The 24,979-nt window shown below is 61.1% G+C and carries 16 protein-coding genes and 1 pseudogene; 11 read left to right on the forward strand and 6 right to left on the reverse strand.

Annotation, left to right across the window (positions count from 1 at the left end; translation table 11 throughout):
- The first annotated feature begins 141 nt into the window (after window positions 1-141).
- Window positions 142-279 carry a hypothetical protein gene (locus ACYZT3_RS20825; protein WP_462030606.1) on the forward strand — a complete coding sequence of 46 codons (138 nt, stop codon included), beginning with the start codon at window positions 142-144 and terminating at the stop codon, window positions 277-279.
- A gap of 129 nt (window positions 280-408) precedes the next feature.
- On the opposite strand, the gene ACYZT3_RS20830 is transcribed toward ACYZT3_RS20825, so the two are convergent.
- Window positions 409-8,985 carry a retention module-containing protein gene (locus tag ACYZT3_RS20830; protein ID WP_462030607.1) on the reverse strand — a complete coding sequence of 2,859 codons (8,577 nt, stop codon included), beginning with the start codon at window positions 8,983-8,985 and terminating at the stop codon, window positions 409-411.
- Between the two features lie 592 nt (window positions 8,986-9,577).
- On the opposite strand from ACYZT3_RS20830, the gene ACYZT3_RS20835 reads away from it, so the two are divergent.
- The 3 genes from ACYZT3_RS20835 to ACYZT3_RS20845 are packed head-to-tail and all read left to right on the forward strand — an operon-like array spanning window position 9,578 to window position 14,503.
- Entirely contained in the window at window positions 9,578-10,936 is a 1,359-nt protein-coding gene (locus tag ACYZT3_RS20835; protein WP_282380763.1) for a TolC family outer membrane protein, read from the forward strand.
- Window positions 10,937-10,954: 18 nt separating this feature from the next.
- Window positions 10,955-13,114, forward strand: a complete 2,160-nt coding sequence (locus tag ACYZT3_RS20840; protein WP_282380766.1) for a type I secretion system permease/ATPase — start codon at window positions 10,955-10,957, stop codon at window positions 13,112-13,114.
- Window positions 13,115-13,123: 9 nt separating this feature from the next.
- Window positions 13,124-14,503 (forward strand): HlyD family type I secretion periplasmic adaptor subunit, encoded by a 1,380-nt coding sequence (locus ACYZT3_RS20845; RefSeq protein WP_462030608.1) that lies wholly within the window; start codon window positions 13,124-13,126, stop codon window positions 14,501-14,503.
- A 114-nt stretch (window positions 14,504-14,617) separates the two neighbouring features.
- Here ACYZT3_RS20845 and ACYZT3_RS20850 read toward each other — a convergent pair whose 3' ends face one another.
- Window positions 14,618-15,214, reverse strand: coding sequence for a tRNA-uridine aminocarboxypropyltransferase (locus ACYZT3_RS20850; protein WP_462030609.1), 597 nt, complete (start codon window positions 15,212-15,214; stop codon window positions 14,618-14,620).
- A gap of 14 nt (window positions 15,215-15,228) precedes the next feature.
- A complete protein-coding gene (locus tag ACYZT3_RS20855; protein WP_201119066.1) occupies window positions 15,229-16,125 on the reverse strand; it encodes a LysR family transcriptional regulator in 897 nt (298 codons plus the stop codon).
- A gap of 335 nt (window positions 16,126-16,460) precedes the next feature.
- Here ACYZT3_RS20855 and speB point away from each other — a divergent pair, with 335 nt between their 5' ends.
- The 6 genes from speB to ACYZT3_RS20885 all read left to right on the forward strand — a co-directional run bounded on the left by speB (window position 16,461) and on the right by ACYZT3_RS20885 (window position 22,033).
- Window positions 16,461-17,411: an agmatinase gene (gene speB, locus ACYZT3_RS20860; RefSeq protein ID WP_131062549.1), complete on the forward strand. Its 951-nt coding sequence runs from the start codon at window positions 16,461-16,463 to the stop codon at window positions 17,409-17,411.
- A gap of 9 nt (window positions 17,412-17,420) precedes the next feature.
- Complete coding sequence (locus ACYZT3_RS20865; protein WP_282380777.1) at window positions 17,421-17,843, forward strand: YybH family protein; 423 nt, start codon at window positions 17,421-17,423, stop codon at window positions 17,841-17,843.
- A gap of 54 nt (window positions 17,844-17,897) precedes the next feature.
- Window positions 17,898-19,400, forward strand: coding sequence for a purine-cytosine permease family protein (locus tag ACYZT3_RS20870; protein WP_282380779.1), 1,503 nt, complete (start codon window positions 17,898-17,900; stop codon window positions 19,398-19,400).
- 135 nt (window positions 19,401-19,535) lie between these two features.
- Window positions 19,536-20,915 (forward strand): sodium:solute symporter family protein, encoded by a 1,380-nt coding sequence (locus ACYZT3_RS20875; RefSeq protein WP_282380781.1) that lies wholly within the window; start codon window positions 19,536-19,538, stop codon window positions 20,913-20,915.
- 84 nt (window positions 20,916-20,999) lie between these two features.
- Window positions 21,000-21,725, forward strand: a complete 726-nt coding sequence (locus ACYZT3_RS20880; protein ID WP_282380783.1) for an MBL fold metallo-hydrolase — start codon at window positions 21,000-21,002, stop codon at window positions 21,723-21,725.
- A 56-nt stretch (window positions 21,726-21,781) separates the two neighbouring features.
- Window positions 21,782-22,033 carry an acyl carrier protein gene (locus tag ACYZT3_RS20885; protein ID WP_282380785.1) on the forward strand — a complete coding sequence of 84 codons (252 nt, stop codon included), beginning with the start codon at window positions 21,782-21,784 and terminating at the stop codon, window positions 22,031-22,033.
- Between the two features lie 150 nt (window positions 22,034-22,183).
- Here the strand turns inward: ACYZT3_RS20885 and ACYZT3_RS20890 are convergent, their stop codons facing one another.
- Window positions 22,184-22,312, reverse strand: coding sequence for a PA1414 family protein (locus ACYZT3_RS20890; RefSeq protein WP_007914492.1), 129 nt, complete (start codon window positions 22,310-22,312; stop codon window positions 22,184-22,186).
- Between the two features lie 210 nt (window positions 22,313-22,522).
- Between ACYZT3_RS20890 and ACYZT3_RS20895 the strand changes: the two are divergent.
- Window positions 22,523-22,962 (forward strand): annotated as a pseudogene (locus ACYZT3_RS20895) (YbfB/YjiJ family MFS transporter).
- Here the strand turns inward: ACYZT3_RS20895 and ACYZT3_RS20900 are convergent.
- Window positions 22,907-23,839 carry a DMT family transporter gene (locus tag ACYZT3_RS20900; RefSeq protein WP_462030610.1) on the reverse strand — a complete coding sequence of 311 codons (933 nt, stop codon included), beginning with the start codon at window positions 23,837-23,839 and terminating at the stop codon, window positions 22,907-22,909. The pseudogene ACYZT3_RS20895 and the gene ACYZT3_RS20900 sit on opposite strands and share 56 nt — an antisense overlap.
- 70 nt (window positions 23,840-23,909) lie before the next feature.
- Window positions 23,910-24,746: a CvfB family protein gene (locus ACYZT3_RS20905; RefSeq protein WP_462030611.1), complete on the reverse strand. Its 837-nt coding sequence runs from the start codon at window positions 24,744-24,746 to the stop codon at window positions 23,910-23,912.
- Window positions 24,747-24,979: the final 233 nt, after the last annotated feature.

Raw genomic sequence — 24,979 nt, forward strand, 5'->3', positions numbered from 1 at the left:
CGCCCATTTGACGCCGACCCGGTATCGAGCCAGACCCGAACCTTCACCGTCGTCGTTTATGCAGAAACGCCTGTTATCCATTCGATCACCGACTCCAGAGGTCTGGTGCAACCGGGTGCCACAACCTATGACAAGAGCGTTGTGATTGAAGGCAACGCCACCGCAGGCGAAAAGATTGAACTATGGGATGACCAGACGCTGATCATCACGCTTGACGTTGACAGCAACGGCACCTGGCGTCATCGCCATGACAATTTGCAGGGCAATACTTTCACCTAGAAAACTGTCGCCAAATATGTGGCCAACCCGATCGAAAGCCAGCCCGAGCCTGCTCGCGATAGCAATGCTACGGAAAACAAAAAAAACCGCCATTCCTTCAACAGGAATGGCGGGTTTTGTCGTTTCAGGTCACACGGTATCCACCTTCAACGAATGGTCATTGAGCATGCCGTTGATGATGGTCGCCGTATCGTGCCCACCCGCAATCACCCCACCCGTCCCCGGCGTTACGCCGTAGTGGCTGGCCAGGTTCACACCCGCCAGGTCGATGGTTTGATTCGGCGCGGCCCCGGCCATGGCGCTGACGTCGATACTGGTGACCAGTGAGGCGCCGCTGCCGGTGACTTTGAAGTGCAGGTAATCATCCAGCGACGCCGCGGTACCGTTTTCCCCTTGCAGCAGTTGCGACAGGTCGAGTTTGTCGGTGCCCGGCGTGAAGTCGGTGACCACGTCGTGGCCGCTGTTGCCTTTGAGCCATTGGAAGGTGTCGGCGCCGCTGCCGCCGGTGAGGGTGTTGTTGCCCAGACCGCCAATCAGGAAGTCATCGCCGCCCCCGCCGTTGAGCACGTCGTTGCCCAGGCCGCCGCTGATGATGTTGCTGTGGTTGTCGCCGGTGAGGGTGTCGTTGAAGTTCGAGCCGATCAGGTTCTCGATTGCCGTCAGGGTGTCGGTCCCGGCGCCCACGGTGTTTTGCGGGGTGAGCAGGCTCAGATCGACGGTGACGCCGGCCGAGGCGTGGGCATAGCTCGCCGTGTCGACGTCGGTGCCGCCGTCGAGCAGGTCGTTACCCGCGTCGCTGAACAGCACGTCATTGCCGGCGCCGCCGTGCAACTCGTTGTTGCCGACGCCCGCCACCAGTACATCATCGCCCGCCGTCCCGGTGAGAGTGTGGCCGTTCTGATAGGTGATGGTCACGGCGGCGTTATCGCTGCCGCCATGGCTGTCGTTGGCGGTGTAGGTGCCGTGGTAGTCCGGGGTGACATCGTGGGCCCCGGCGTAGTTGACGGTCATGGTCAGTTGGTAGTTTTCCGCCCCCTTCCCGCTGATGCCCGGACCATCGTTGTCGATGTAGGTGATGTGGATCTGGTACGTGCCGTCCGCTGCGGCGGTGATGGTCTGGCCGTCGGCGATGGCAATGAAGGCGCCACCGTTGACGGAGTACTCCATCGCGATGTGACCGACCGCGAGGTTGTGATCCAGGTTAAGGGTTTCACCCTGTTTGAGGTTGACGGTGATGCGGTCCTCATCATTGGCATTGGCGACAGCGCCCAGATAACCGCTGACCACCAGCAATGCGGTCATGGTCGCGACGTTGCCGGCAAAGGCGTTCCGCACATTGGCCAATGCCTGGTTCGCCTCGTTGTTGTTGGTGCCGAAGAAATTAATCGCTCCGCTGCCGGTGAAGTCCGCACCTTTGGCAATCCAATCGGTGTTTGAGGTGGCCGGCGACGCGCTGAGCGGATCCGCTTTGATGCAGCTGTCGCTGACATCGATAGTAATAGTGGTGGTTTTTTCGTCTCCGTCGCCATCGCGCAAGGTGTAGGTGAACGTGTCGCTCGCACCGGGGCCATTCACGGCGTTCGGGTTGCTGTGGTAGACCGCGTTGCCCGCTGCATCCAGCGTCAGGTAGCCGTAGGTGCCATTGATCTGGCTGTTCAGGCCGCCGATGGCCGAGGTCGAGGTGTCTGAACCGGCGCGCACGCCGACCACCCCAATCCCATCGGCATCGCCGAAGTCGTTCGCCAGCACGTTGCCACTGACGATGCCGCCCTCCACCACCGAGGCCGCGTCGGGGCTGGCGTTCGGCAGGTCATCGACGATGTTGACCACGATGGTGCTGGTGGTGGAATGGCCCGAGGCGTCGGTGGCTTTGTAAGTGAAACTTTCGCTGAGGGTGTTCGCGCCATCGTCGGCGTGCGGCGTGGTGCTAGGCGCCGACGTCAGCGTGTAGGTGTAGGTGCCGTCGGGATTGAGCAGGATTTGGCCGTAGGTGCCAGTGGCGCTGCCGACCAGCGTGTAAGTGATCGCGCCGCTGGCGCCGCTGACCGAACCGACCAGGGTGCCACTGGCGGTTTCAACCGTGCGGTCTGGCTGGCTGCCGATGACGGTGCCGGCCGCCTGATCCTGGCCATCCTTGTTCAGGTCGAGGGCTTTTTCGTAGACGGTCACGTCGTGGTCGCTGACCGCCGTGATGCAGCTGTTGTTCACGTCGATGGTGATGGTGGTGGTGCTTTCGTCACCGTCGGCATCGCGCACGGTGTAGGTGAAGGTGTCGGTCGCAGCGGAGCCGTTCACGGCGTTGGGGTTGCTGTGGTATTCAGCGTTGCCGTTGGCGTCCAGCGTCAGGTAACCGTAGGTGCCATTGATCTGGCTGTTCAGGCCGCCGTTGACCGGGGTCGAGGTGTCTGAGCCGGCGCGCACGCCGACCACTGCGCCACCGACGGCGGGACCATCGGCACCGCCGACGTCGTTCCACAGCACGTTGCCGCTGACGATGCCGCCTTCGGCGACCGAGGTCGCGTCGGCATGGGCGGTCGGCAGGTCATCGACGATGTTGACCACGATCGTGCTGGTGGTGCTGTTGCCCAGGGCATCGGTGGCTTTGTAAGTGAAGCTTTCGCTGAGGGTGTTCGCACCATCGTCGGCGTGCGGCGTGGTGCTTGGCGCCGACGTCAGCGTGTAGGTGTAGGTGCCGTTGGGGTTGAGCAGGATTTGCCCGTAGGTGCCCGTGGCGCTGCCGACCAGCGTGTAGGTGATCGCACCGGTGGCACCGGTGACGGCGCCGACCAAGGTGCCGCTGGCGGTTTCGCCGGTATTCCCCGGCTGGCTGCCGGTGACGGTCCCGGCCGCCAGATCCTGGCCGTCTTTGTTCAGATCGAGGGCTTTTTCGTAGACCGTCACGTCACTGTCGCTGACCGCTCTGATGCAACTGTTGTTCACGTCGATGGTGATGGTGGTGGTGCTTTCGTCACCGTCGGCATCGCGCAAGGTGTAGGTGAACACGTCGGTCGCACCGGGGCCATTCACGGCGTTCGGGTTGCTGTGATAGACCGCGTTGCCCGCTGCATCCAGCGTCAGGTAACCGTAGGTGCCATTGATCTGGCTGTTCAGGCCGCCGTTGACCGGGGTCGAGGTGTCTGAGCCGGCACGCACGCCGACCACTGCGCCACCGACGGCGGGACCATCGGCACCGCCGACGTCGTTCCACAGCACGTTGCCGCTGACGATGCCGCCTTCGGCGACCGAGGTCGCGTCGGCATGGGCGGTCGGCAGGTCATCGACGATGTTGACCACGATCGTGCTGGTGGTGCTGTTGCCCAGGGCATCGGTGGCTTTGTAAGTGAAGCTTTCGCTGAGGGTGTTCGCACCATCGTCGGCGTGCGGCGTGGTGCTTGGCGCCGACGTCAGCGTGTAGGTGTAGGTGCCGTTGGGGTTGAGCAGGATTTGCCCGTAGGTGCCCGTGGCGCTGCCGACCAGCGTGTAGGTGATCGCACCGGTGGCACCGGTGACGGCGCCGACCAAGGTGCCGCTGGCGGTTTCGCCGGTATTCCCCGGCTGGCTGCCGGTGACGGTCCCGGCCGCCAGATCCTGGCCGTCTTTGTTCAGATCGAGGGCTTTTTCGTAGACCGTCACGTCACTGTCGCTGACCGCTCTGATGCAACTGTTGTTCACGTCGATGGTGATGGTGGTGGTGCTTTCGTCACCGTCGGCATCGCGCAAGGTGTAGGTGAATACGTCGGTCGCACCGGGGCCGTTCACGGCGTTGGGGTTGCTGTGGTATTCAGCGTTGCCGTTGGCGTCCAGCGTCAGGTAACCGTAGGTGCCATTGATCTGGCTGTTCAGGCCGCCGATGGCTGAAGTCGAGGTGTCTGAGCCGGCGCGTACGCCGACCACCCCACCCCCTGCCGCAGGGCCATCGGCACCGCCGACGTCGTTCCACAGCACGTTGCCGCTGATGATGCCGCCTTCGGCTACTGAGGCCGTGTCGGCATGGGCGGTCGGCAGGTCATCGACGATGTTGACCACGATCGTGCTGGTGGTGCTGTTGCCCAGGGCATCGGTGGCTTTGTAAGTGAAGCTTTCGCTGAGGGTGTTCGCACCATCGTCGGCGTGCGGCGTGGTGCTTGGCGCCGACGTCAGCGTGTAGGTGTAGGTGCCGTTGGGGTTGAGCAGGATTTGCCCGTAGGTGCCCGTGGCGCTGCCGACCAGCGTGTAGGTGATCGCACCGGTGGCACCGGTGACGGCGCCGACCAAGGTGCCGCTGGCGGTTTCGCCGGTATTCCCCGGCTGGCTGCCGGTGACGGTCCCGGCCGCCAGATCCTGGCCGTCTTTGTTCAGATCGAGGGCTTTTTCGTAGACCGTCACGTCACTGTCGCTGACCGCTCTGATGCAACTGTTGTTCACGTCGATGGTGATGGTGGTGGTGCTTTCGTCACCGTCGGCATCGCGCAAGGTGTAGGTGAACACGTCGGTCGCACCGGGGCCATTCACGGCGTTCGGGTTGCTGTGATAGACCGCGTTGCCCGCTGCATCCAGCGTCAGGTAACCGTAGGTGCCATTGATCTGGCTGTTCAGGCCGCCGTTGACCGGGGTCGAGGTGTCTGAGCCGGCACGCACGCCGACCACTGCGCCACCGACGGCGGGACCATCGGCACCGCCGACGTCGTTCCACAGCACGTTGCCGCTGACGATGCCGCCTTCGGCGACCGAGGTCGCGTCGGCATGGGCGGTCGGCAGGTCATCGACGATGTTGACCACGATCGTGCTGGTGGTGCTGTTGCCCAGGGCATCGGTGGCTTTGTAAGTGAAGCTTTCGCTGAGGGTGTTCGCACCATCGTCGGCGTGCGGCGTGGTGCTTGGCGCCGACGTCAGCGTGTAGGTGTAGGTGCCGTTGGGGTTGAGCAGGATTTGCCCGTAGGTGCCCGTGGCGCTGCCGACCAGCGTGTAGGTGATCGCACCGGTGGCACCGGTGACGGCGCCGACCAAGGTGCCGCTGGCGGTTTCGCCGGTATTCCCCGGCTGGCTGCCGGTGACGGTCCCGGCCGCCAGATCCTGGCCGTCTTTGTTCAGATCGAGGGCTTTTTCGTAGACCGTCACGTCACTGTCGCTGACCGCTCTGATGCAACTGTTGTTCACGTCGATGGTGATGGTGGTGGTGCTTTCGTCACCGTCGGCATCGCGCAAGGTGTAGGTGAACACGTCGGTCGCACCGGGGCCATTCACGGCGTTCGGGTTGCTGTGATAGACCGCGTTGCCCGCTGCATCCAGCGTCAGGTAACCGTAGGTGCCATTGATCTGGCTGTTCAGGCCGCCGTTGACCGGGGTCGAGGTGTCTGAGCCGGCACGCACGCCGACCACTGCGCCACCGACGGCGGGACCATCGGCACCGCCGACGTCGTTCCACAGCACGTTGCCGCTGACGATGCCGCCTTCGGCGACCGAGGTCGCGTCGGCATGGGCGGTCGGCAGGTCATCGACGATGTTGACCACGATCGTGCTGGTGGTGCTGTTGCCCAGGGCATCGGTGGCTTTGTAAGTGAAGCTTTCGCTGAGGGTGTTCGCACCATCGTCGGCGTGCGGCGTGGTGCTTGGCGCCGACGTCAGCGTGTAGGTGTAGGTGCCGTTGGGGTTGAGCAGGATTTGCCCGTAGGTGCCCGTGGCGCTGCCGACCAGCGTGTAGGTGATCGCACCGGTGGCACCGGTGACGGCGCCGACCAAGGTGCCGCTGGCGGTTTCGCCGGTATTCCCCGGCTGGCTGCCGGTGACGGTCCCGGCCGCCAGATCCTGGCCGTCTTTGTTCAGATCGAGGGCTTTTTCGTAGACCGTCACGTCACTGTCGCTGACCGCTCTGATGCAACTGTTGTTCACGTCGATGGTGATGGTGGTGGTGCTTTCGTCACCGTCGGCATCGCGCAAGGTGTAGGTGAATACGTCGGTCGCACCGGGGCCGTTCACGGCGTTGGGGTTGCTGTGGTATTCAGCGTTGCCGTTGGCGTCCAGCGTCAGGTAACCGTAGGTGCCATTGATCTGGCTGTTGAGGCCACCGATGACCGGGGTCGAGGTGTCTGAGCCGGCGCGCACGCCGACCACTCCACCCCCTGCCGCAGGGCCATCGGCACCGCCGACGTCGTTCCACAGCACGTTGCCACTGATGATGCCGCCTTCGGCTACCGAGGCCGTGTCGGCATGGGCGGTCGGCAGGTCATCGACGATGTTGACCACGATCGTGCTGGTGACGACATTGCCCAGGGCATCGGTGGCGTGGTAGGTGAACGTTTCACTGAGGGTGTTCGGCCCGTCGTTCGCATGCGGCGTGGTGCTTGGCGCCGACGTCAGCGTGTAGGTGTAGGTGCCGTTGGGGTTGAGCAGGATTTGCCCGTAGGTGCCCGTGGCGCTGCCGACCAGCGTGTAGGTGATCGCACCGGTGGCACCGGTGACGGCGCCGACCAAGGTGCCGCTGGCGGTTTCGCCGGTATTCCCCGGCTGGCTGCCGGTGACGGTCCCGGCCGCCAGATCCTGGCCGTCTTTGTTCAGATCGAGGGCTTTTTCGTAGACCGTCACGTCACTGTCGCTGACCGCTCTGATGCAACTGTTGTTCACGTCGATGGTGATGGTGGTGGTGCTTTCGTCACCGTCGGCATCGCGCAAGGTGTAGGTGAACACGTCGGTCGCACCGGGGCCGTTCACGGCGTTGGGGTTGCTGTGGTATTCAGCGTTGCCGTTGGCGTCCAGCGTCAGGTAACCGTAGGTGCCATTGATCTGGCTGTTCAGGCCGCCGATGGCTGAAGTCGAGGTGTCTGAGCCGGCGCGTACGCCGACCACCCCACCCCCTGCCGCAGGGCCATCGGCACCGCCGACGTCGTTCCACAGCACGTTGCCGCTGATGATGCCGCCTTCGGCTACTGAGGCCGTGTCGGCATGGGCGGTCGGCAGGTCATCGACGATGTTGACCATGATCGTGCTGGTGACGACATTGCCCAGGGAATCGGTGGCGTGGTAGGTGAAGGTTTCACTCTGGGTGTTGGCGCCGTCGTTCGCATGCGGCGTGGTGCTGGCCGGCGAGGTCAAGGTGTAGGTGTAGGTGCCGTTGGGGTTGAGCAGGATTTGCCCGTAGTTGCCCGTGGCGCTGCCGACCAGCGTGTAGGTGATCGCACCGGTGGCACCGGTGACGGAGCCGACCAGGGTGCCGCTGGCGGTTTCGCCGGTATTCCCCGGTTGGCTGCCGGTGACGGTCCCGGCCGCCAGATCCTGGCCGTCCTTGTTCAGGTCGAGGGCTTTTTCATACACGGTCACGTCGTTGTCGCTGATCGCTCTGATGTAGCTATTGTTCACGTCGATGGTGATGGTGGTGGTGCTTTCGTCACCGTCGGCATCGCGCAAGGTGTAGGTGAACGTGTCGGTCGCACCGGGGCCGTTCACGGCGTTCGGGTTGCTGTGGTATTCAGCGTTGCCGTTGGCGTCCAGCGTCAGGTAACCGTAGGTGCCATTGATCTGGCTGTTCAGGCCGCCGTTGACCGGGGTCGAGGTGTCTGAGCCGGCGCGCACACCGACCACTGCGCCACCGGCGGCGGGACCATCGGCGCCGCCGACGTCGTTCCACAGCACGTTGCCGCTGATGATGCCGCCTTCGGCGACCGAGGCCGTGTCGGCATGGGCGGTCGGCAGGTCATCGACGATGTTGACGTTGATTTGCCCGGTCGCCGTACTGCCGTCTGTATCGGTGGCGACGACGTCGAAATTCTCGGTGATGCTGTTGGCGCCGTCACCGGCCGGATGGGTTTCATTGTCGTTGAGGGTGTAGCTGTAACTCACAACCCCCGTGGCCGGGTTGTAGCCGGTGACGGTCAGGGTGTTGCCCAACGGGGTGGTGATCGACTGCGGGAAGCCTGCGGCAACGCCACCGCTGATCACGTTGATCCCACCGATGCTCAGGCTGGTCAGCCCATCAGGAGCAGACACGCTGAACGTGCCGGTCTTGGTCAGTGCCCCAGGGTTGGGGGCCGAACCGTCGGCCAGGTTGGCCTCATTGAGGGTCAGTTCGCCCCCTGCCACCGACAGGCCGGTGAGGGTGACCGGATTGTTCGGCACATCAGGAACAACCGGTGTCACAGGAAGAGCGCCTGTCCCTCCTGAGCCGCCTGCACCACCCGAACCACCTGAACCGCCTGCACCGCCTGCACCGTTGTCGCCGTTGTCCGGGTTTCCGGCCAGCCGCTCCAGGGGAAATTCGGGAACGCCGTTGAAGCCTGCGGTAGGAAAACCAATCGTCGGATCGACCCGCCCGCCCACCTCTTCAAGCATGACGAACGTGTGGCCGCCGCCCAGTGCACCGGGTGCGCCGGTCGAACCAGGTCCGGCCGCCGTGGCTTCAGCGGTCTGGGTTGGGTCGTCGCCGGCAGCGATCGCTTTTTGCAGTTGTTCGACATCGGTCAGTTGCGCTTGAGTTGGCGTCACCGCTTCAGCGGTGTCCACATGGGGCGCCTGATGGGCAAGTAACTGGGAAGTCATTTGCAGGCTGCTGTCACGCCCGAGGGTCAGTTCCTGGCCATTTTGCAGATGCACCGCCACCGCGCCTTCGGCCCCGGTGACTAGCTGATCGCCGGCGAACAATCGATCCCCCTCGACCAGCGCGCGTCGGGTGCCATCGCTCGCGACCGCGAACACCTGACCAATAACCTTACTGACGATACCGATGAGCGTAGCCATGTGCACTTCCTCCGCTGCCAACCGCTGTTGGCATCCTGTTTTTGCGAAGAACGTGCTCATGGCTCCAACGGGTTACCTGGCGGAATCGCCTGATGGCAGTGGTTACCTGAAGTAAGCCGCTGCCCTGGCGCCGTTCTCGCCAAGCCTGCCGCTCGCGGGCGACGTGTCTGCTGCGGGATAAAACCCTATGCAATCAATGGCATCGGGATCCACTTGCGCAACAACTTGCCCTTCGAGCGATGCGTAACGATCTTGATCCACTAGAGTGACAAAAAACCGTCACCCCCCAGGCCGTCCGCTTCCCTCCCCTCCAGCACTTCCCCGCCCTATGTCGATAGGTGAATTGAAACTTTCCTCAAGCCCTGCGGAGGTCCCTAACGCTCCTAAATCAGGGGCTTTCGGAGTGAACAATGTGCTGGATTTAGCAGGGCGTATAAGTTTTTTTTGGCATAAGACTTATGAGAAATACTTCTTAGGTTCTCTCTAAAATGTTCTTAGCTCTGTTGTTACAAGAGTGAAACGGTTTTCACTATAAATGTCGTCAAATATTTGGCGGATGATAAGCACCATTAGGATTCAGGGAGAGGCACCCATGCGCGTATTAACCCCCCTAAGCAGCGCAATTCTGCTGGCGATGGCCTGCACTTCTCAGGCCCAAGCCATGTCATTGACCGAGGCGATCCAGAGCACCATCGCGACCCACCCGGAGTTGGCGTCGCGTGTGGACAGCCGCCTCTCGGCCGATGAGCAAGTTAAAGTCGCCAAAGGGGGCTTTTATCCATCGGTTGATCTGAATGCCGCCTACGGGCGCGGGTACAGCGATAACACCAGCACCCGGGCATTTGGCAATCACCACACCGAAATCCTGACTTACACCCAATCGGAATTGCGCCTGCGGCAGATGCTTTTCGATGGTTTCAACACCGCCAATGAAGTCCAGCGCACCAAAGGTGTGGTCAATTCCCGGGCCTATTACGCTCAGGGCACCGCACAGGATCTGGCCCTGCGCACCATCGAGGTCTACCTCGAAGTGCTCAAGCGCCGCGAACTGGTAACCCTGGCCACGAACAACCTGCAGGCTCACTTGCGGGTCAACGATCAAATCGGTCTGCGCACCCAGCGCGGTATCGGCAGCAACGCCGACTCCGACCAGTCCGTCGCTCGTCGGGCACTGGCGCAAAACAACCTCGATACCGCTGAAGTCGATCTCGCGGATGCCGAGTCGAACTTCTACGCCGTCGTGGGGCGCATGCCCGATGAAATCGAAGCACCGCCCTCGACCCGAGGCGAGCTGCCCGCCACCCTGCAGGAAGCCCAGCAAAGCATGGTGGAAAACAACCCGTACCTGAAATCTGCCCAGGCCGACGTGCAATCGGCCGAGAGCCAGTACGAAGTGGCCAAGTCGCCGTTCTACCCACGTTTCGACGCCGAAGCCGCCGTGGGTGCAAACAACAACGTGCAGGGCGATGAAGGACACGACAACGAATGGCGGGTCGGCGTAGTGATGAACTACAACCTGTTCCGCGGTGGCAGTGACAAGGCTCGCCTGGCCTCCAATGCGCACCAGATCAACCAGGCGATGGACATCCGCAACAATGCCCTGCGCCAACTCAACGAGAACATTCACCTGGCCTGGAACGCCATGGTCAATGCCAAGAAACAAACCCCGACCGCCCGCGAATACGCGGATACCAGCGGACGCGTGCGCGTGGCGTATCAGGACCAGTTCGGCCTCGGTCAACGCACCCTGCTCGACCTGCTGGACAGTGAAAACGAGCTCTACAACGCCAACCGCCGTTACACCGAAGTGCGCTACACCGAGGAGTTCTCGATGTACCGCGTGCTGGCGAACATGGGTCAATTGCTGAGCAAACAACGGGTGGTGTTGCCCGCCGATGCGATCGCCTCCACGGAAGTAAAAAACGAAGCCCGTTTGCCTGAACTGAAGTAGGCCTGTGGAGAGATCAATGTGACCAGCATGGAACCCGGCAACATCGGTGTCGATCCGCGCCTGAGTTTCGATGACCCGCTTCTGGACGGTCTGTTGATCCTCTGCAAACTCCACGGCGCGACGGTCAGTCGCGCCAGCCTGAGTGCTGGACTCCCCCTGAACAAGCAACGCTTGAGCCTGGACCTGCTGCCTCGCGCAGCGGCCCGGGCCAGTTTGCAGGCGCGATTGCTGCGCCGTGCACTGGCGGATATTTCCGCCCTCAACCTGCCTGTGATGCTGATCCTCAACAACGGCCGTACTGCCGTTCTACGACGCTTTGGTGACGACGGTCAGTTGCTGATTCTGCCAAGCGAAGCCGACGGCGGTGAACAATGGGTCAGCACGGACGAGTTGGCCGAGAATTACAGCGGCCAGGCCTTGTTCGCGCGGCCACGGCATGAACTTGAAGACTTGCGCTCACCGCTGGTGCCGCGGGTTGAGGCGTGGTTTCGTGACACCTTGAAGCTGTCGAAGTGGCTGTACAGTGATGCGATTCTGGCGAGTTTTTTGATCAACCTGCTGGGGTTGATGGTGCCGCTGTTCGTGATGCAGACCTACGACCGGGTGGTGCCGAACCAGGCCACGTCGACCTTGTGGGTGCTGTCCATCGGCTTGCTGATCGGCACCGGTTTCGAACTGGCGCTGCGGGTGGTTCGCGCGCACTTGCTGGACTCCGCCGGGAAGAAAACCGATGTGATCCTTTCCGCGACGTTATTTGAGCGCATCACCGGCATGGCGATGAAAGCCCGGCCGGCGACCATCGGTGGTTTTGCCCAAAGCATTCACGACTTCCAGGGCCTGCGGGAATTCCTCACCGCGGTGACGCTGACCAGCCTGATCGACCTGCCCTTTGCCGTGCTGATGCTGGTGGTGATCGGCCTGCTCGGCGGCTGGCTGGTGGTGATTCCGCTGCTGGCGTTTCCGATCACGATCCTCTTCGCGATGGTGATTCAGGTGCGTCTGCGCGATACCGTGCAGAAAAGCCTGACCCTGGGTGCCGAACGCCAAGCGCTGCTGATTGAAACCCTCGGCGGCCTGGAAACCCTCAAGGCTTGCAGCGCCGAAAGCGAACGCCAGCACACATGGGAAAGCACCCACGGCGCCCTCACCCGCCTCGACAGCCATGCGCGCAACCTCTCGGCGCTGGCCACCAACGGCACGTTGTTCGTCCAGCAATTCTCCGGCATGGCGACCATCGTCGCCGGGGTCTACAGCATCATCGCCGGTAACCTCAGTGTCGGCGCGCTGGTGGCGACCTACATGCTCGGCAGCCGGGTGCTCGCGCCGCTGGGGCAGATTGCCGGTTTGATCACTCGCTATCAGCAAGCGCAACTGACCATGAAAAGCACCGATGCGCTGATGTCCTTGCCGCAGGAGCGCGACGCCAAACAACGGCCGCTGGAGCGCACACAATTGCAAGGTGCGCTGGACGTCAGCAGCGTGACGTTCCACTACAACGGCCAGAACGCTCCGGCCCTGGCCAACATCAGCTTCAGCGTGAAACCCGGCGAGCGGATCGGCATCATCGGCCGCAGCGGCTCGGGCAAAAGTACGTTGGCGCGGCTGGTGATGGGTTTCTACGCACCGGAAGAAGGCCAGTTGCTGCTCGATGGCCTGGACTTGCGGCAACTGGACGTCGCCGACCTGCGCCAGCAAATCGGTTACGTCGCTCACGACTTGCCGCTGCTCGCCGGCAGCCTGCGCGACAACCTGACCCTCGGCGCCCGCTACATCAGCGACTCACGGATGCTTGAAGTCGCCGAACTGACCGGCGTCACCGAGCTGGCTCGTCAGCATCCGCAAGGCTTCGACCGGCCAGTGGGTGAACGCGGACAACTACTGTCCGGCGGGCAACGTCAGGCGGTCTTGCTGGCCCGCGCGCTATTGCTGGATCCGCCGATCATGTTGCTCGACGAACCCACCAGCGCCATGGACAACAGCAGCGAAGACGTTCTGCGACAAAAACTCCACGGCTGGGTGCAGGGCAAAACCCTGCTGCTGGTGACCCACCGCACTTCGATGCTCAGCCTGGTGGATCGGCTGGTGGTGCTGGACAACGGGCGGATCGTCGCCGACGGTCCGAAAGAAGTGGTCATCGATGCACTGCGCAAGGGCCGTGTCGGCTCTGCGGCTGTCTAGGAGCTACCCATGGCCCGTTCATCATCCGACACGTCGCGCTCTAATTCGAAGCCGCGCGGCTACTTCGGCAGCTTCAGCAAAAGCGCCGAAAGCGAATTCATGCCGGAAACCGCCGGTGCCTCGTTGCAGGATTCACCACGCTGGTCGCGGATCACCGTGTGGCTGGCGGCAGCGCTGATTATCACGGCGGTGGTCTGGGCCAAGTTTGCGGTGCTGCAGGAGGTGACCATGGGCGAGGGCAAGGCGATTCCGTCGAGCAAAGTCCAAGTGATCCAGAACCTGGAGGGCGGCATCGTCACTGAGATCTTCGTTCGCGAAGGGCAAATGGTGAACAAGGGCGACACCTTGCTGCGCCTCGATGACACTCGATTTCTGTCGAATAAGGGTGAAAGCGAGGCGGATCGTTATGCGCTGACCGCACAAGTCGAACGGCTGTCGGCCGAGGCTGAAGGCCGGCCGTTCAAGCTGTCCCCCGAAGTGATCGCCAAGGCGCCGCAAGTAGCCGAGGACGAACGCTCGCTGCACGAACAACGCCAGCGTCGATTGGCGAGCGAACAGCGCACGCTGAGTGAACAACTTCGGCAAAAAACCCAGGAACTGGCGGAGTTCCGTTCCAAACAGGGCCAATACAGTTCAAGCCTGGCGTTGCTGCAACAAGAGATGAACATGTCCGCGCCGTTGGTCGGCTCCGGGGCGGTTTCACCGGTGGAGATTTTGCGACTCAAACGTAGTGCCGTGGAGATTCGCGGCTCATTGAACGCTACGACGCTGGCGATTCCCCGTGCGGAATCGGCGATCAATGAGATCAAAAGCAAGATTGATGAGTCGGAACAATCCTTCCGCTCCGATGCCGCGAAAGAGCTGAATGAAAAACGCACCGACCTGTCGAAAATCACGGCATCGAGCATTGCTATCGATGACCGAGTGACCCGCACCACCGTGGTGTCGCCGGTTCACGGGATTATCAAAGTGCTGAAGGTCAACACCATCGGCGGCGTGGTTCAACCGGGCAGCGACATGGTGGAAATCGTGCCGCTTGAAGACAACTTGCTGATCGAAGCCAAGGTCCGGCCACAGGACGTCGCGTTCCTGCATCCGGGGCAGAAAGCGATGGTCAAGTTCAGTGCCTACGACTACACGATTTATGGGGGGATGAGTGCGAAGCTGGAGTTGATTGGAGCGGACACGATTACGGATGACAAGGGCAACAGCTTTTATCTGATTCAGGTACGGACGGATAAAAACCATTTGGGCCGGGATGCAAAACCGTTGCTGATTATTCCGGGGATGGTGGCGACGGTGGACATTATTACTGGGGAGAAAAGTGTGTTGGATTACTTGCTTAAACCGGTGCTCAAAGCCCGGACCGAAGCGATGCGCGAGCGTTAACCGCTGATCGTTCCCACGCTCCGCGTGGGAATGCATCCTGTGACGCTCTGCGTCACGCTTGTGAAGGGACGCGGAGCGTCCCGGGTGGCATTCCCACGCAGAGCGTGGGAACGATCATGTGCCGCCATGATTACGCAAAAAGGTCTCCTCTCCCATCGCCGCGATCTGCCCTTCAATCAAGGCTTCAAATGGCCGTAGCAACGGTTCGAAAATGGCCGGTGCTTCAAGTGTCTGCAACGCCTGAACAATCGCTTCCACCGTCGACAACGCACCCGGCCCCGGTGCTTTGCGCAATCGATACCTCGACACCCCGCCCTCCGCCAACGTCACCCTCGGCAACGCCGCCAACAACGGATTGAGGTGCAGCAGCTTGCGCGCTTTGCGCCAGGTGCCATCCGGAACGACCAGCAAAAACGGTTGATCATTGGCGGCGTAAGTCTGCAACGGCTGCGCATTATCGGCAGGAAACAGCAGTCGCGCCTGGTAGCCCGGCCGGTTCAACAATGCCGGCAAATCCTCGAACACCTCGCCCACAATCAATTCGGCATTCCTCAACCCCAACGCCGCCAACCGCGCGGTGTTCAGCGCATGGTTCACTTCACTGGGATGCTGCAACAGCAACACCCGAGTGCGGCTCTCGAGGCTCGGGATCAGTGGGCACAGGCAATGGGTTTGCGGACGCAGGCAGCGTGGACATTGGATTCTGGACATCACTTGTTTTTCCTTTAAGCGGCCTGATTCAGTTGCGCTTTAAGCAGGTCGCGGAAGGTCTGGATCAGCGGCTCGCGGCTGCGGCCACGGCGCACGATCATCGAGAACGGCGCCTGATAACCGAAGGTCGCCGGCAGCAGCACCCGCAAATCGCCCTTGTCCGCCCACGCCTGGGCGTAGTGCTCCGGCAGGTAGCCAATGTAGGCACCGGACAGCACCAGAATCAGCTGGGCTTCCATACTTTCCACGGTCGCTGCGCTGTGCTTGAAGCCGTGACGGGCCAGTTCGGCCTGGCTCCAGTAACCGCGGCCGACCATGCGCTGCTGGGTAATGACCTGCTCGGGAATGCGCCGCTCGGTGAACAGCGGATGACGACTGCTGCAATACAACCAGTGTTGTTCGCGGTATAGCGGCATGTACACCAGACCGCTCATGCGCGTGGAGAACGCACCGATGGCCAGGTCGAGGCGGTTGTCCTGCACACCGAGTTGCAGTTCGTAAGGGCTCATGACCGACAGGTGCAAATGCACGGCCGGGTGTTCCTGACTGTAGGCGCCGATGGCTTCGGCGAAGGGCAAGGCCTTGTCGCTGACGGTGGAGTCGATCACCCCCAGATTCAGGGTGCCGCGCAGTTCCCCTTTGAGGGCGGCGGCGTATTGTTCGAAACCTTCGAGTTCGCCGAGCAGGCGCAGGGTTTCCTGATGGAACAGTTCGCCCTTGCTGGTCAGGCTGAAACCACCGCGGCCGCGATGGCAGAGGACTAGGCCGAGGGCGGCTTCGAGCTGGCTCATGTAGGTGCTGATGGCCGAGGTCGAGAGGTTGAGCTCTTGTTGGGCGCTGGCAAACCCCTGATGGCGAACCACGCTGACGAAGATGCGCAAAAGTTTCAGGTCGGGTAACGCGTTGGCCATGAAGGGGCTCCAGCAAGTACAGGTAGACGATGAGGTCCTGTAGCAGCTGCCGAGCCCGCGAGGCTGCGTTCGGCTGCGCAGCAGTCGTAAAACCTGAGCGCGAGGACTACCTGAATCACCGCGTCGCCTGATTTCACGACTGCTGCGCAGCCGAACGCAGCCTCGCAAGCTCGGCAGCTGCTACATGAAGCATTGCGAGTCTATCGCCGTCATTGGCATTAGTTTAGAAAAATCTGAACTAAGTATTTGCCCGTAGCGATTCTTCCCGCCCACTACATTTCGCAGAATCGGCCCCTAATACAGCTCTTAATATAAAAAAGATGAGGCCTGAACCCGTGGACAAGATTCTTCACCAACCACTGGGCGGCAATGAAATGCCGCGCTTCGGCGGCATCGCCACCATGATGCGACTCCCCCATTTGCCAACCGCTGCCGGTCTGGATGCTGCCTTCGTTGGCGTCCCGCTGGACATCGGCACGTCTCTGCGCCCTGGCACCCGTTTCGGACCTCGCGAAATCCGCGCTGAATCGGTCATGATCCGCCCGTACAACATGGCCACCGGCGCTGCACCGTTTGACTCGCTGTCGGTCGCTGACATCGGTGACGTGGCGATCAACACGTTCAACCTGCTGGACGCCGTACGGATCATCGAAGAGTCCTACGACGCCATCCTCGAACACAACGTGATCCCCCTGACCCTGGGCGGCGACCACACCATCACCCTGCCCATCCTGCGTGCGATTCATAAGAAGCACGGCAAGGTCGGTCTGGTGCACATCGATGCTCACGCCGATGTGAACGATCACATGTTCGGCGAGAAAATCGCCCACGGCACCACCTTCCGTCGCGCTGCCGAAGAAGGCCTGATCGACTGCGATCGCGTGGTGCAAATCGGTCTGCGCGCTCAGGGTTACACCTCCGAAGACTTCAACTGGAGCCGTAAACAGGGCTTTCGCGTGGTTCAGGCTGAAGAGTGCTGGCACAAATCCCTGGCACCGCTGATGGCCGAAGTTCGCGAGAAAGTCGGCGGCGGTCCGGTGTACCTGAGTTTCGACATCGACGGCATCGACCCCGCGTGGGCGCCAGGCACCGGCACCCCGGAAATCGGTGGTCTGACGACCATTCAGGCGATTGAGATCATTCGCGGCTGCCAAGGCCTCGACCTGATTGGTTGCGATCTGGTAGAAGTCTCGCCCGCTTACGACACCACCGGCAACACCTCGCTGCTGGCCGCCAACTTGCTGTACGAAATGCTCTGCGTACTGCCTGGCGTGGCCCACCGCTGAGGATCGGTCATGAACGAACGTGATCAGGTATTGAAAGCTGCCGCCGATCTGGTGTCAGCCTTTGCCGGTAACGATCGCGAAGCTTACTTCGGCGCGTTCAGCGCCGACGCCAGCTTCGTGTTCTACACCCTCGAGCAGCCCCTGCTGTCGCGCGATGCCTATCAGGTCTTGTGGGACACCTGGCGCTCCGAGGATGGCTTCGAGGTGCTTGCGTGCACTTCAAGCAACGCTTTCGTCAGCCTGCAGGGTGACGTGGCGATTTTCATCCATGACGTGGCCACCGAGCTGCGCATGCAAGGGGAGCAACACTTCAGCCAGGAGCGCGAGACGATTGTTTTCAAGAAACAAGCGTCTGGCCAAGAACAACAAGGCCTATGGCTGGCCTGCCACGAACATTTGTCCGCGATGCCGGAAGGGCTGCCACCCCCTTAGCCAAACAGGTGACGCTCACAATCGATGAGCGCGCCTTTATGATCGGAGCTGATCATGAATAACAACAACAAAGAAAAAAGCCTTAGCAGCATCGAAACAAACGGGGTCGAACAGATCCCGGATCATGAGCGCGACGCCCGACCCAGCGACCTGTTTCGCTTGATCTTCGGCGGCGCCAACACCTTTGCTACCGCCGTGCTCGGCAGTTTCCCGGTGCTGTTCGGCCTGTCGTTCCAGGCCGGTGTCTGGGCGATCGTGCTGGGCGTGTTACTCGGTGCGCTGATCCTCGCGCCGATGGGCCTGTTCGGCCCGATCAATGGCACCAACAACGCTGTGTCTTCCGGTGCGCACTTTGGCGTGCACGGGCGGATCGTCGGATCGTTTTTGTCGCTGTTGACCGCCATCGCCTTCTTCTCGCTCTCGGTGTGGAGTTCGGGTGATGCGCTGATCGGTGGTGCCAAACGCCTGATCGGTCTTCCGGAAACCGACCTGACCCTGGGCCTGGCCTACGGTCTGTTCGCGATCCTGGTACTGACCGTGTGCATCTATGGCTTTCGCTTCATGCTGTGGGTCAACCGCATCGCGGTGTGGGCGGCCAGCGCCCTGTTCCTGCTAGGCATCTTCGCCTTCGCCCCGACCTTCGATAGCCAGTTCGCCGGCACCGTCGCCATGGGCCAGGCCGGCTTCTGGGCAGCCTTCATCGGCGCCGCGCTGGTGGCCATGAGCAACCCGATTTCCTTCGGTGCGTTCCTCGGTGACTGGTCGCGGTACATCCCGCGCGAAACCCCTAAAGGCCGGATCATGTTCGCCGTGATCGCCGCGCAAGTCGCCACCTTGATCCCGTTCCTGTTCGGTCTCGCCACCGCGACCATCGTGGCGATCAAGGCACCGGACTACATCGCAGCCAACAACTACGTGGGGGGTCTGCTGGCCGTCTCGCCGAGCTGGTTCTTCCTGCCGGTGTGCCTGATCGCAGTGATCGGCGGCATGTCCACCGGCACCACCTCGCTCTACGGCACCGGGCTGGACATGTCCAGCGTGTTCCCTCGTGTGCTGTCGCGGGTCAAGGCAACGTTGTTGATCGGCGTGATGTCGATTGCCTTCATCTTCATCGGGCGCTTTGCCGCGAACCTGGTGCAGAGCGTGTCGACCTTCGCCGTGCTGATCATCACCTGCACCACCCCGTGGATGGTGATCATGATCATCGGCCTGCTGGTGCGTCGCGGCTTCTACTGCCCGGATGACCTGCAAGTGTTCACCCGTGGCGAGAAAGGGGGTCGTTACTGGTTCACGCATGGCTGGAACTGGCGTGGCCTGGGTGCCTGGATCCCGAGTGCACTGGTGGGTTTGTGCTTTGTGAACCTGCCGGGGCAGTTTGTGGGTCCGTTGGGCAATCTGGCTGGCGGCATCGACATCAGCCTGCCGGTCACACTGGGCCTGGCCTCGCTGGTGTACCTGGCGCTACTGAACCTGTTCCCGGAATCGGCAGCGGTGTTCGGACCAAACGATCCACGCAGCAAGGGCACGGATTCGCTCGCTAAACCGGCGGTAGTGTAGGAGCGAGGCTTGCCCGCGAAGAACGATAACGCGGTCGGCCTGATGGACCGCGGCGTCTCCTTCGCGGGCAAGCCTTGCTCCTACAAAGTTTGATTTTCGTTTCACCATAAAAAAGACAATCGGAGACACGCCATCATGGCATTGGATTTATTCGTCGTTCTCATTTACGCCGCCGCGATGCTGGTACTCGGCTACTTCGGCATGCGCAAGGCCAAGACCAACGAAGACTACTTGGTCGCCGGGCGTAACCTCGGCCCTACCCTGTACATGGGCACCATGGCCGCTACCGTTCTGGGTGGTGCGTCCACTGTCGGCACCGTGCGTCTGGGCTACGTCCATGGCATTTCCGGTTTCTGGCTCTGCGCCGCACTGGGCTGCGGGATCGTGGCGCTGAACCTGTTCCTCGCCAAACCGCTGCTGAAGCTGAAAATCTACACCGTCACCCAGGTCCTGGAAAAACGCTACAACCCGATGGCCCGCTCCGCGAGCGCGGCGATCATGCTGGCGTACGCGCTGATGATCGGCGTGACTTCGATCCTGGCGATCGGCACCGTTCTGGAAGTGTTGTTCGGCCTGCCGTTCTGGATCTCGGTACTGCTCGGCGGTGGCGTGGTAGTGGTCTACTCGGCCATCGGTGGCATGTGGTCCCTGACCCTGACTGACATCGTCCAATTCGTGATCAAGACCGTCGGCCTGATGTTCATCCTGTTGCCGATCTGCCTGTACCGCGTCGGCGGTTGGGATGAGTTGGTGTTGAAACTGCCGGCAGCAGCCTTCAACTTCAGCACCATCGGCTGGGACACCATCATCACCTACTTCATGATCTACTTCTTCGGGATCCTGATTGGCCAGGACATCTGGCAGCGTGTGTTCACCGTCCGGACCGCCAAAGTCGCTCAATACGCCGGTACTTTCGCGGGTATCTACTGCATCTTCTACGGCCTCGCCTGTGCCCTGATCGGCATGGCCGCTCATGTACTGATCCCGGACCTGGACAACGTCAATAACGCCTTCGCCGCCATCGTCAAACTGTCCCTGCCGGATGGTATCCGTGGTCTGGTGATCGCTGCTGCCCTGGCCGCCATGATGTCCACCGCCAGCGCCGGCTTGCTCGCCGCGTCCACCACCCTGACCGAAGACTTGCTGCCGAAACTGCGCGGCGGTAAACAGTCGAGCCTGGGCATCAACCGCCTGTTCACCCTGCTGACCGGCATCGTGGTACTTGGGATCGCACTGGTAGTCAACGACGTGATCAGCGCACTGACCCTGGCTTACAACCTGTTGGTGGGCGGCATGCTGATCCCGCTGATCGGTGCAATCTTCTGGAAACGCGCAACCACCGCCGGCGCCATCGCCAGCATGGGCATGGGCTTTGCCACGGCGCTGGTGTTCATGTTCAAGGACGGAATGGACGCCAACACCCCGATCTACTACAGCCTCGGCGTGGGTCTGGTGAGTTTCGTCGTGGTCAGCTTGCTGTCCCGTCGTCCTGCAATGGTGACCAGCGCCGCCTAAGCTGAACATAACGACTTGATGCTTTCTTCGACGGGTGTGGCGTCGGTTGCCACACCCGTTTTTTTCGTCTGGAGAAAACCTTTGATGAAGATTGTTTCTCGCGATCAGTGGTTCGAGGTGAAACAGCTCAGTGACGGCATCCGATTGATTCACGAGCCTTACATCCGCCCCTTCTATCGCTGCAACCTCTGGCACATCCAGGGTCGCGACAAGGACTTGCTGCTCGACAGCGGTTCCGGGCTAGTGAGCCTGCGCGAGCAACTGCCGTGGATCACCGAACGGCCGCTGGTCGCCGTGGCCAGTCATTGCCATTTCGACCACATCGCCGGCCATCACGAATTCCCCGAACGCCTGGTACATCCGGCCGAAGCGCAAATCCTCGCGTCACCGGACGGCGAGAACACACTGAGCACGGCGTTTGTCGGCGACGAGATGTTCGAAGCGCATCCCGACTGCCCGTTGTGCTACGCCGAGTACCGGGTCAAAGCGGCCCCAGCCACCGGGTTGATCGAAGAAGGCGACGTGCTGGATTTGGGTAACCGCACGCTACAAGTGCTGCACACGCCGGGGCATTCACCGGGCGGCATCAGCCTGTACGAACCGGCGACCGAGACCCTGTTCAGCGGCGACATCATCTACGACGGGCCGCTGATCGAAGACGCCTACCACTCCAACCTCGACGACTACGCCCGCAGCCTGCAGCGTTTGCGCAAGTTGCCTATCCGCACGGTGCATGGCGGGCATTTCGGGAGTTTTTCCGGGGAGCATTTGCGCACGATGATTGACGAGTGGCAGCGCTTGCACGCCTGAAGCCTGCTGTACTCAGCCTCAGGGACAACAACAATAACGCCCTCGAAGAATGACCAATGAAAAGAGCTGCCGTTCGTGCCGTCGTGCATCGTTTCATTAGCCGCCTGATGGAGGGTCAGGATGACTTCGACGACAACGCCAGCCTGGCGCAATTGGGATTGGATAAAGAAGATATCGAAGAGCTGATCTTCCATCTGGAAGATGAACTGGGTTTGACGGCGTTTACGGCTGAGGAAGATCAGATGCTCAAGACCGCCAGGACGGCGAATGACCTGCGTCGGTTTTTGATGGAGATCGGGCGGCGTTGAGCTCGCCACTTCATGAACTCGCCCGTTCCCCTGTAGCAGCTGCCGAGCACCGCGAGGCTGCGCACGGCTGCGAAGCAGTCGTAAACCTGCATGCTGCCGAACGCAGCCTCGCGGTGCTCGGCAGCTGCTACAACATCGGCTGCGTCACGATTACCGGCGGCGCTGCTGGCGTCGGCGTTGTTCGTCGTCAGTGCGAATGGGCACAGGTTGCAGAGGCGGTTCGATCAAACCGAGTGCGACACCCAAGTCGTGCAGCCAATTTTGGATTTTCTCTTTCATGGTGCCCCCTTCAGGGTAGTGCCGAGTGGCCAAAATTCTGTAGCCACTTCGCACTGATAATAGTCCGAAGTCCTACGCATTGCTCGCCCAAAGTCGCAATGATCTGTTACTGAATTGATCAAAATACCTGACCGATAGTTCAAGCCATCGCACGAGCCTAGCTCGGCGTCGACGGATAGACCAATTGTTGCTGCTCAAGCCACGCGTTGGATGGCTGATCTGTTCTGGCCGTGCTTCGGCCTGGCGACCGCTATCGGCGTGGTGCTGGTGAGTTTGCGTCGACATAACCCGAACGCTACTCGTCATTGGCTGATGGCGACTTTGTGGCTGCAAGCCGTCGAGGTTTTCTCCTGCCTGTTGGGCAGCAGTCCTGGGCTGGCATTGGGCGTGATCCTCTGCGGCACGCCGTTCCTGGCCTGCATGCAGCTGGTGATGCTACGCTCGCCGGGCTGCTGACGGCGTGCTTTGCCGTGGGCCAGCTCAGCGGGCCGTTGCTGGCGGCGTTGAGCAGCCATTTCAGTGGTGGTTTGCAGCCAGCGCTGGTGTTCGCTGGCTGTGGTTTGCTGGTGGCTGGCGGTTTACTGCTAAGCCCGGTCACTGCTGCCCGAGGGCTTTGCGCAAACGACGGTGCACCCACTGCTCAGCGCTGACAAACGTGATCCCCAGCAGCACCAGCACCGCACCGATGACGAAGTTGAAGCTCAGTTCTTCACCCAGCAGCACCACACCGAACGTGACGCCGAACAGCGGCGTCATGAACGAAAACACGGCCAGGTTCGCCGCCAGGTAACGGCGCAGCAGCCAGAACCAGGTCAGGTAACTGAAAAACGACACCACCAATCCCTGAAACAACACACTGGCCACCGCGACGGTGGTCAGGCTGACATGGGTGACCTGGTCGCTGAGGATCGCGATCAGCAACAGGCCAACGAAACCAACAATCAATTGATAGAACAGCGTCAGGGTCACCGGCGCTTCCGACAGGCGCGAAGCGCGCACCACCACCGTGGTTGCACCCCAGGACGCGCCGGCCAGTACGCCCAGCGCATCGCCCATCAACATACGGTGATCGAGGTTGTCCCAGGAAACCCCACCGGCAAACGCGATGGCGAGCCCGACGAAGGCGAGGAAAATCCCCAGCCACTGGACCGGTCTTAAACGCTCACTCGGCAACAACCAATGAACGCCCAGTGCGGTAAAGATCGGCGCGGTGTAGAGGAACACCGACATGTGCGCGGCTGTGGTCAGTTGCAGACCTTCGGAAATGAACAAGAACTCCAGGCCAAAAAGCGCGCCAGCCAGTAGTCCACCGCGCCAGGTGTTGCCCACTTGATCCCAGCCGCCCTTCCAGCAGATCAACAATCCTACGAGCAACGCGGAAATACCCGAACGCCCGGCGGCCTGCATGACCGGCGCGATGTCTGGCGCCGCCCATTTGATCATCACCTGCTGAATACCCCAGATCAGGCACAACCCAATCATCACTTGCAGGGCAAACCCATCGGCGCTGCGCCGGGTGGCGCTCACCTAAACACCTCGACAACACAATCCATGGCAGCGACTCGACAGTAAAGGCTACGAGGGGTCCGGAGTAAGGTCAGCTCAGCTCAATGCGATCGGCATGAATGACGATCTGGCCGTTCTTGTACAACGCACCGATGGCCTTTTTGAAGTTGCCCTTGCTCACGCCAAACATACTGCTGATCACCGTCGGGTCGCTCTTGTCGCTGACCGGCAGGCTGCCATTGTTTTCGCGCAACTTGGCGAGAATCTTCGAGTTCAGGCTGGTGGCGGCTTCTTCGCCCACAGGTTGCAGGCTCAGGCTGATCTTACCGTCGGCACGGACTTCTTTGATAAAGCCCTTCTCTTCTTTACCGGCGCGCATGAACTTGAAGATTTCGTTCTTGTGGATCAGGCCCCAGTGCTTGTTGTTGATGATTGCCTTGAAGCCCATTTCGGTGGCTTCGGCCACCAGCAAATCAACTTCCTGGCCAGGGGTGTAGTTACCCGGGGTCTTGTCGAGGTAGCGGTCCAGACGCGCCGTCGCGGTGATGCGGCGGGTGTGCTTGTCGAGGTAGACGTGCACCACGACATACTCGCCGGCGGTCATCTGGCGCTTTTCTTCGGAGTACGGCAGCAGCAGATCCTTCGGCAAGCCCCAATCCAGGAAAACACCGATGCTGTTGACTTCAACGACTTTTAAACTGGCGAACTCACCGACCTGAACTTTCGGTTTTTCGGTAGTTGCGATGAGTTTGTCATCGCTGTCCAGATAAATAAAAACGTTGAGCCAATCTTCATCTTCGTTGGGAATATCTTTGGGAATATAACGATTAGGCAGGAGGATTTCGCCCTCCGCGCCACCGTCCAGATATAAACCGAAGTTAGTGTGTTTAATCACTTGCAAACTGTTGTAGCGCCCGACTAAAGCCATTTCCAATACCCTCATTGCGTGGGCGGCATTCTACCCGGTTTTGCGGGCCGCGTTCGCTGGCCAGCCCGGTGGCGGAAGAAAATCCTCTGAAGGGCTTAATTTTCCTGGGTTCTACCGCACGCGCCTGGCCGCTCGTCAGGCCGTTCTGGCGACTTGCGCACCTGCCAGCCAAGCAAAAAACTGTGTTTTTTGACGATGGTTCTTAGTTAAAACAGCAGCTTAGGGGGTGATCA

It is taken from the genome of Pseudomonas sp. MDT1-16 (assembly GCF_054898115.1).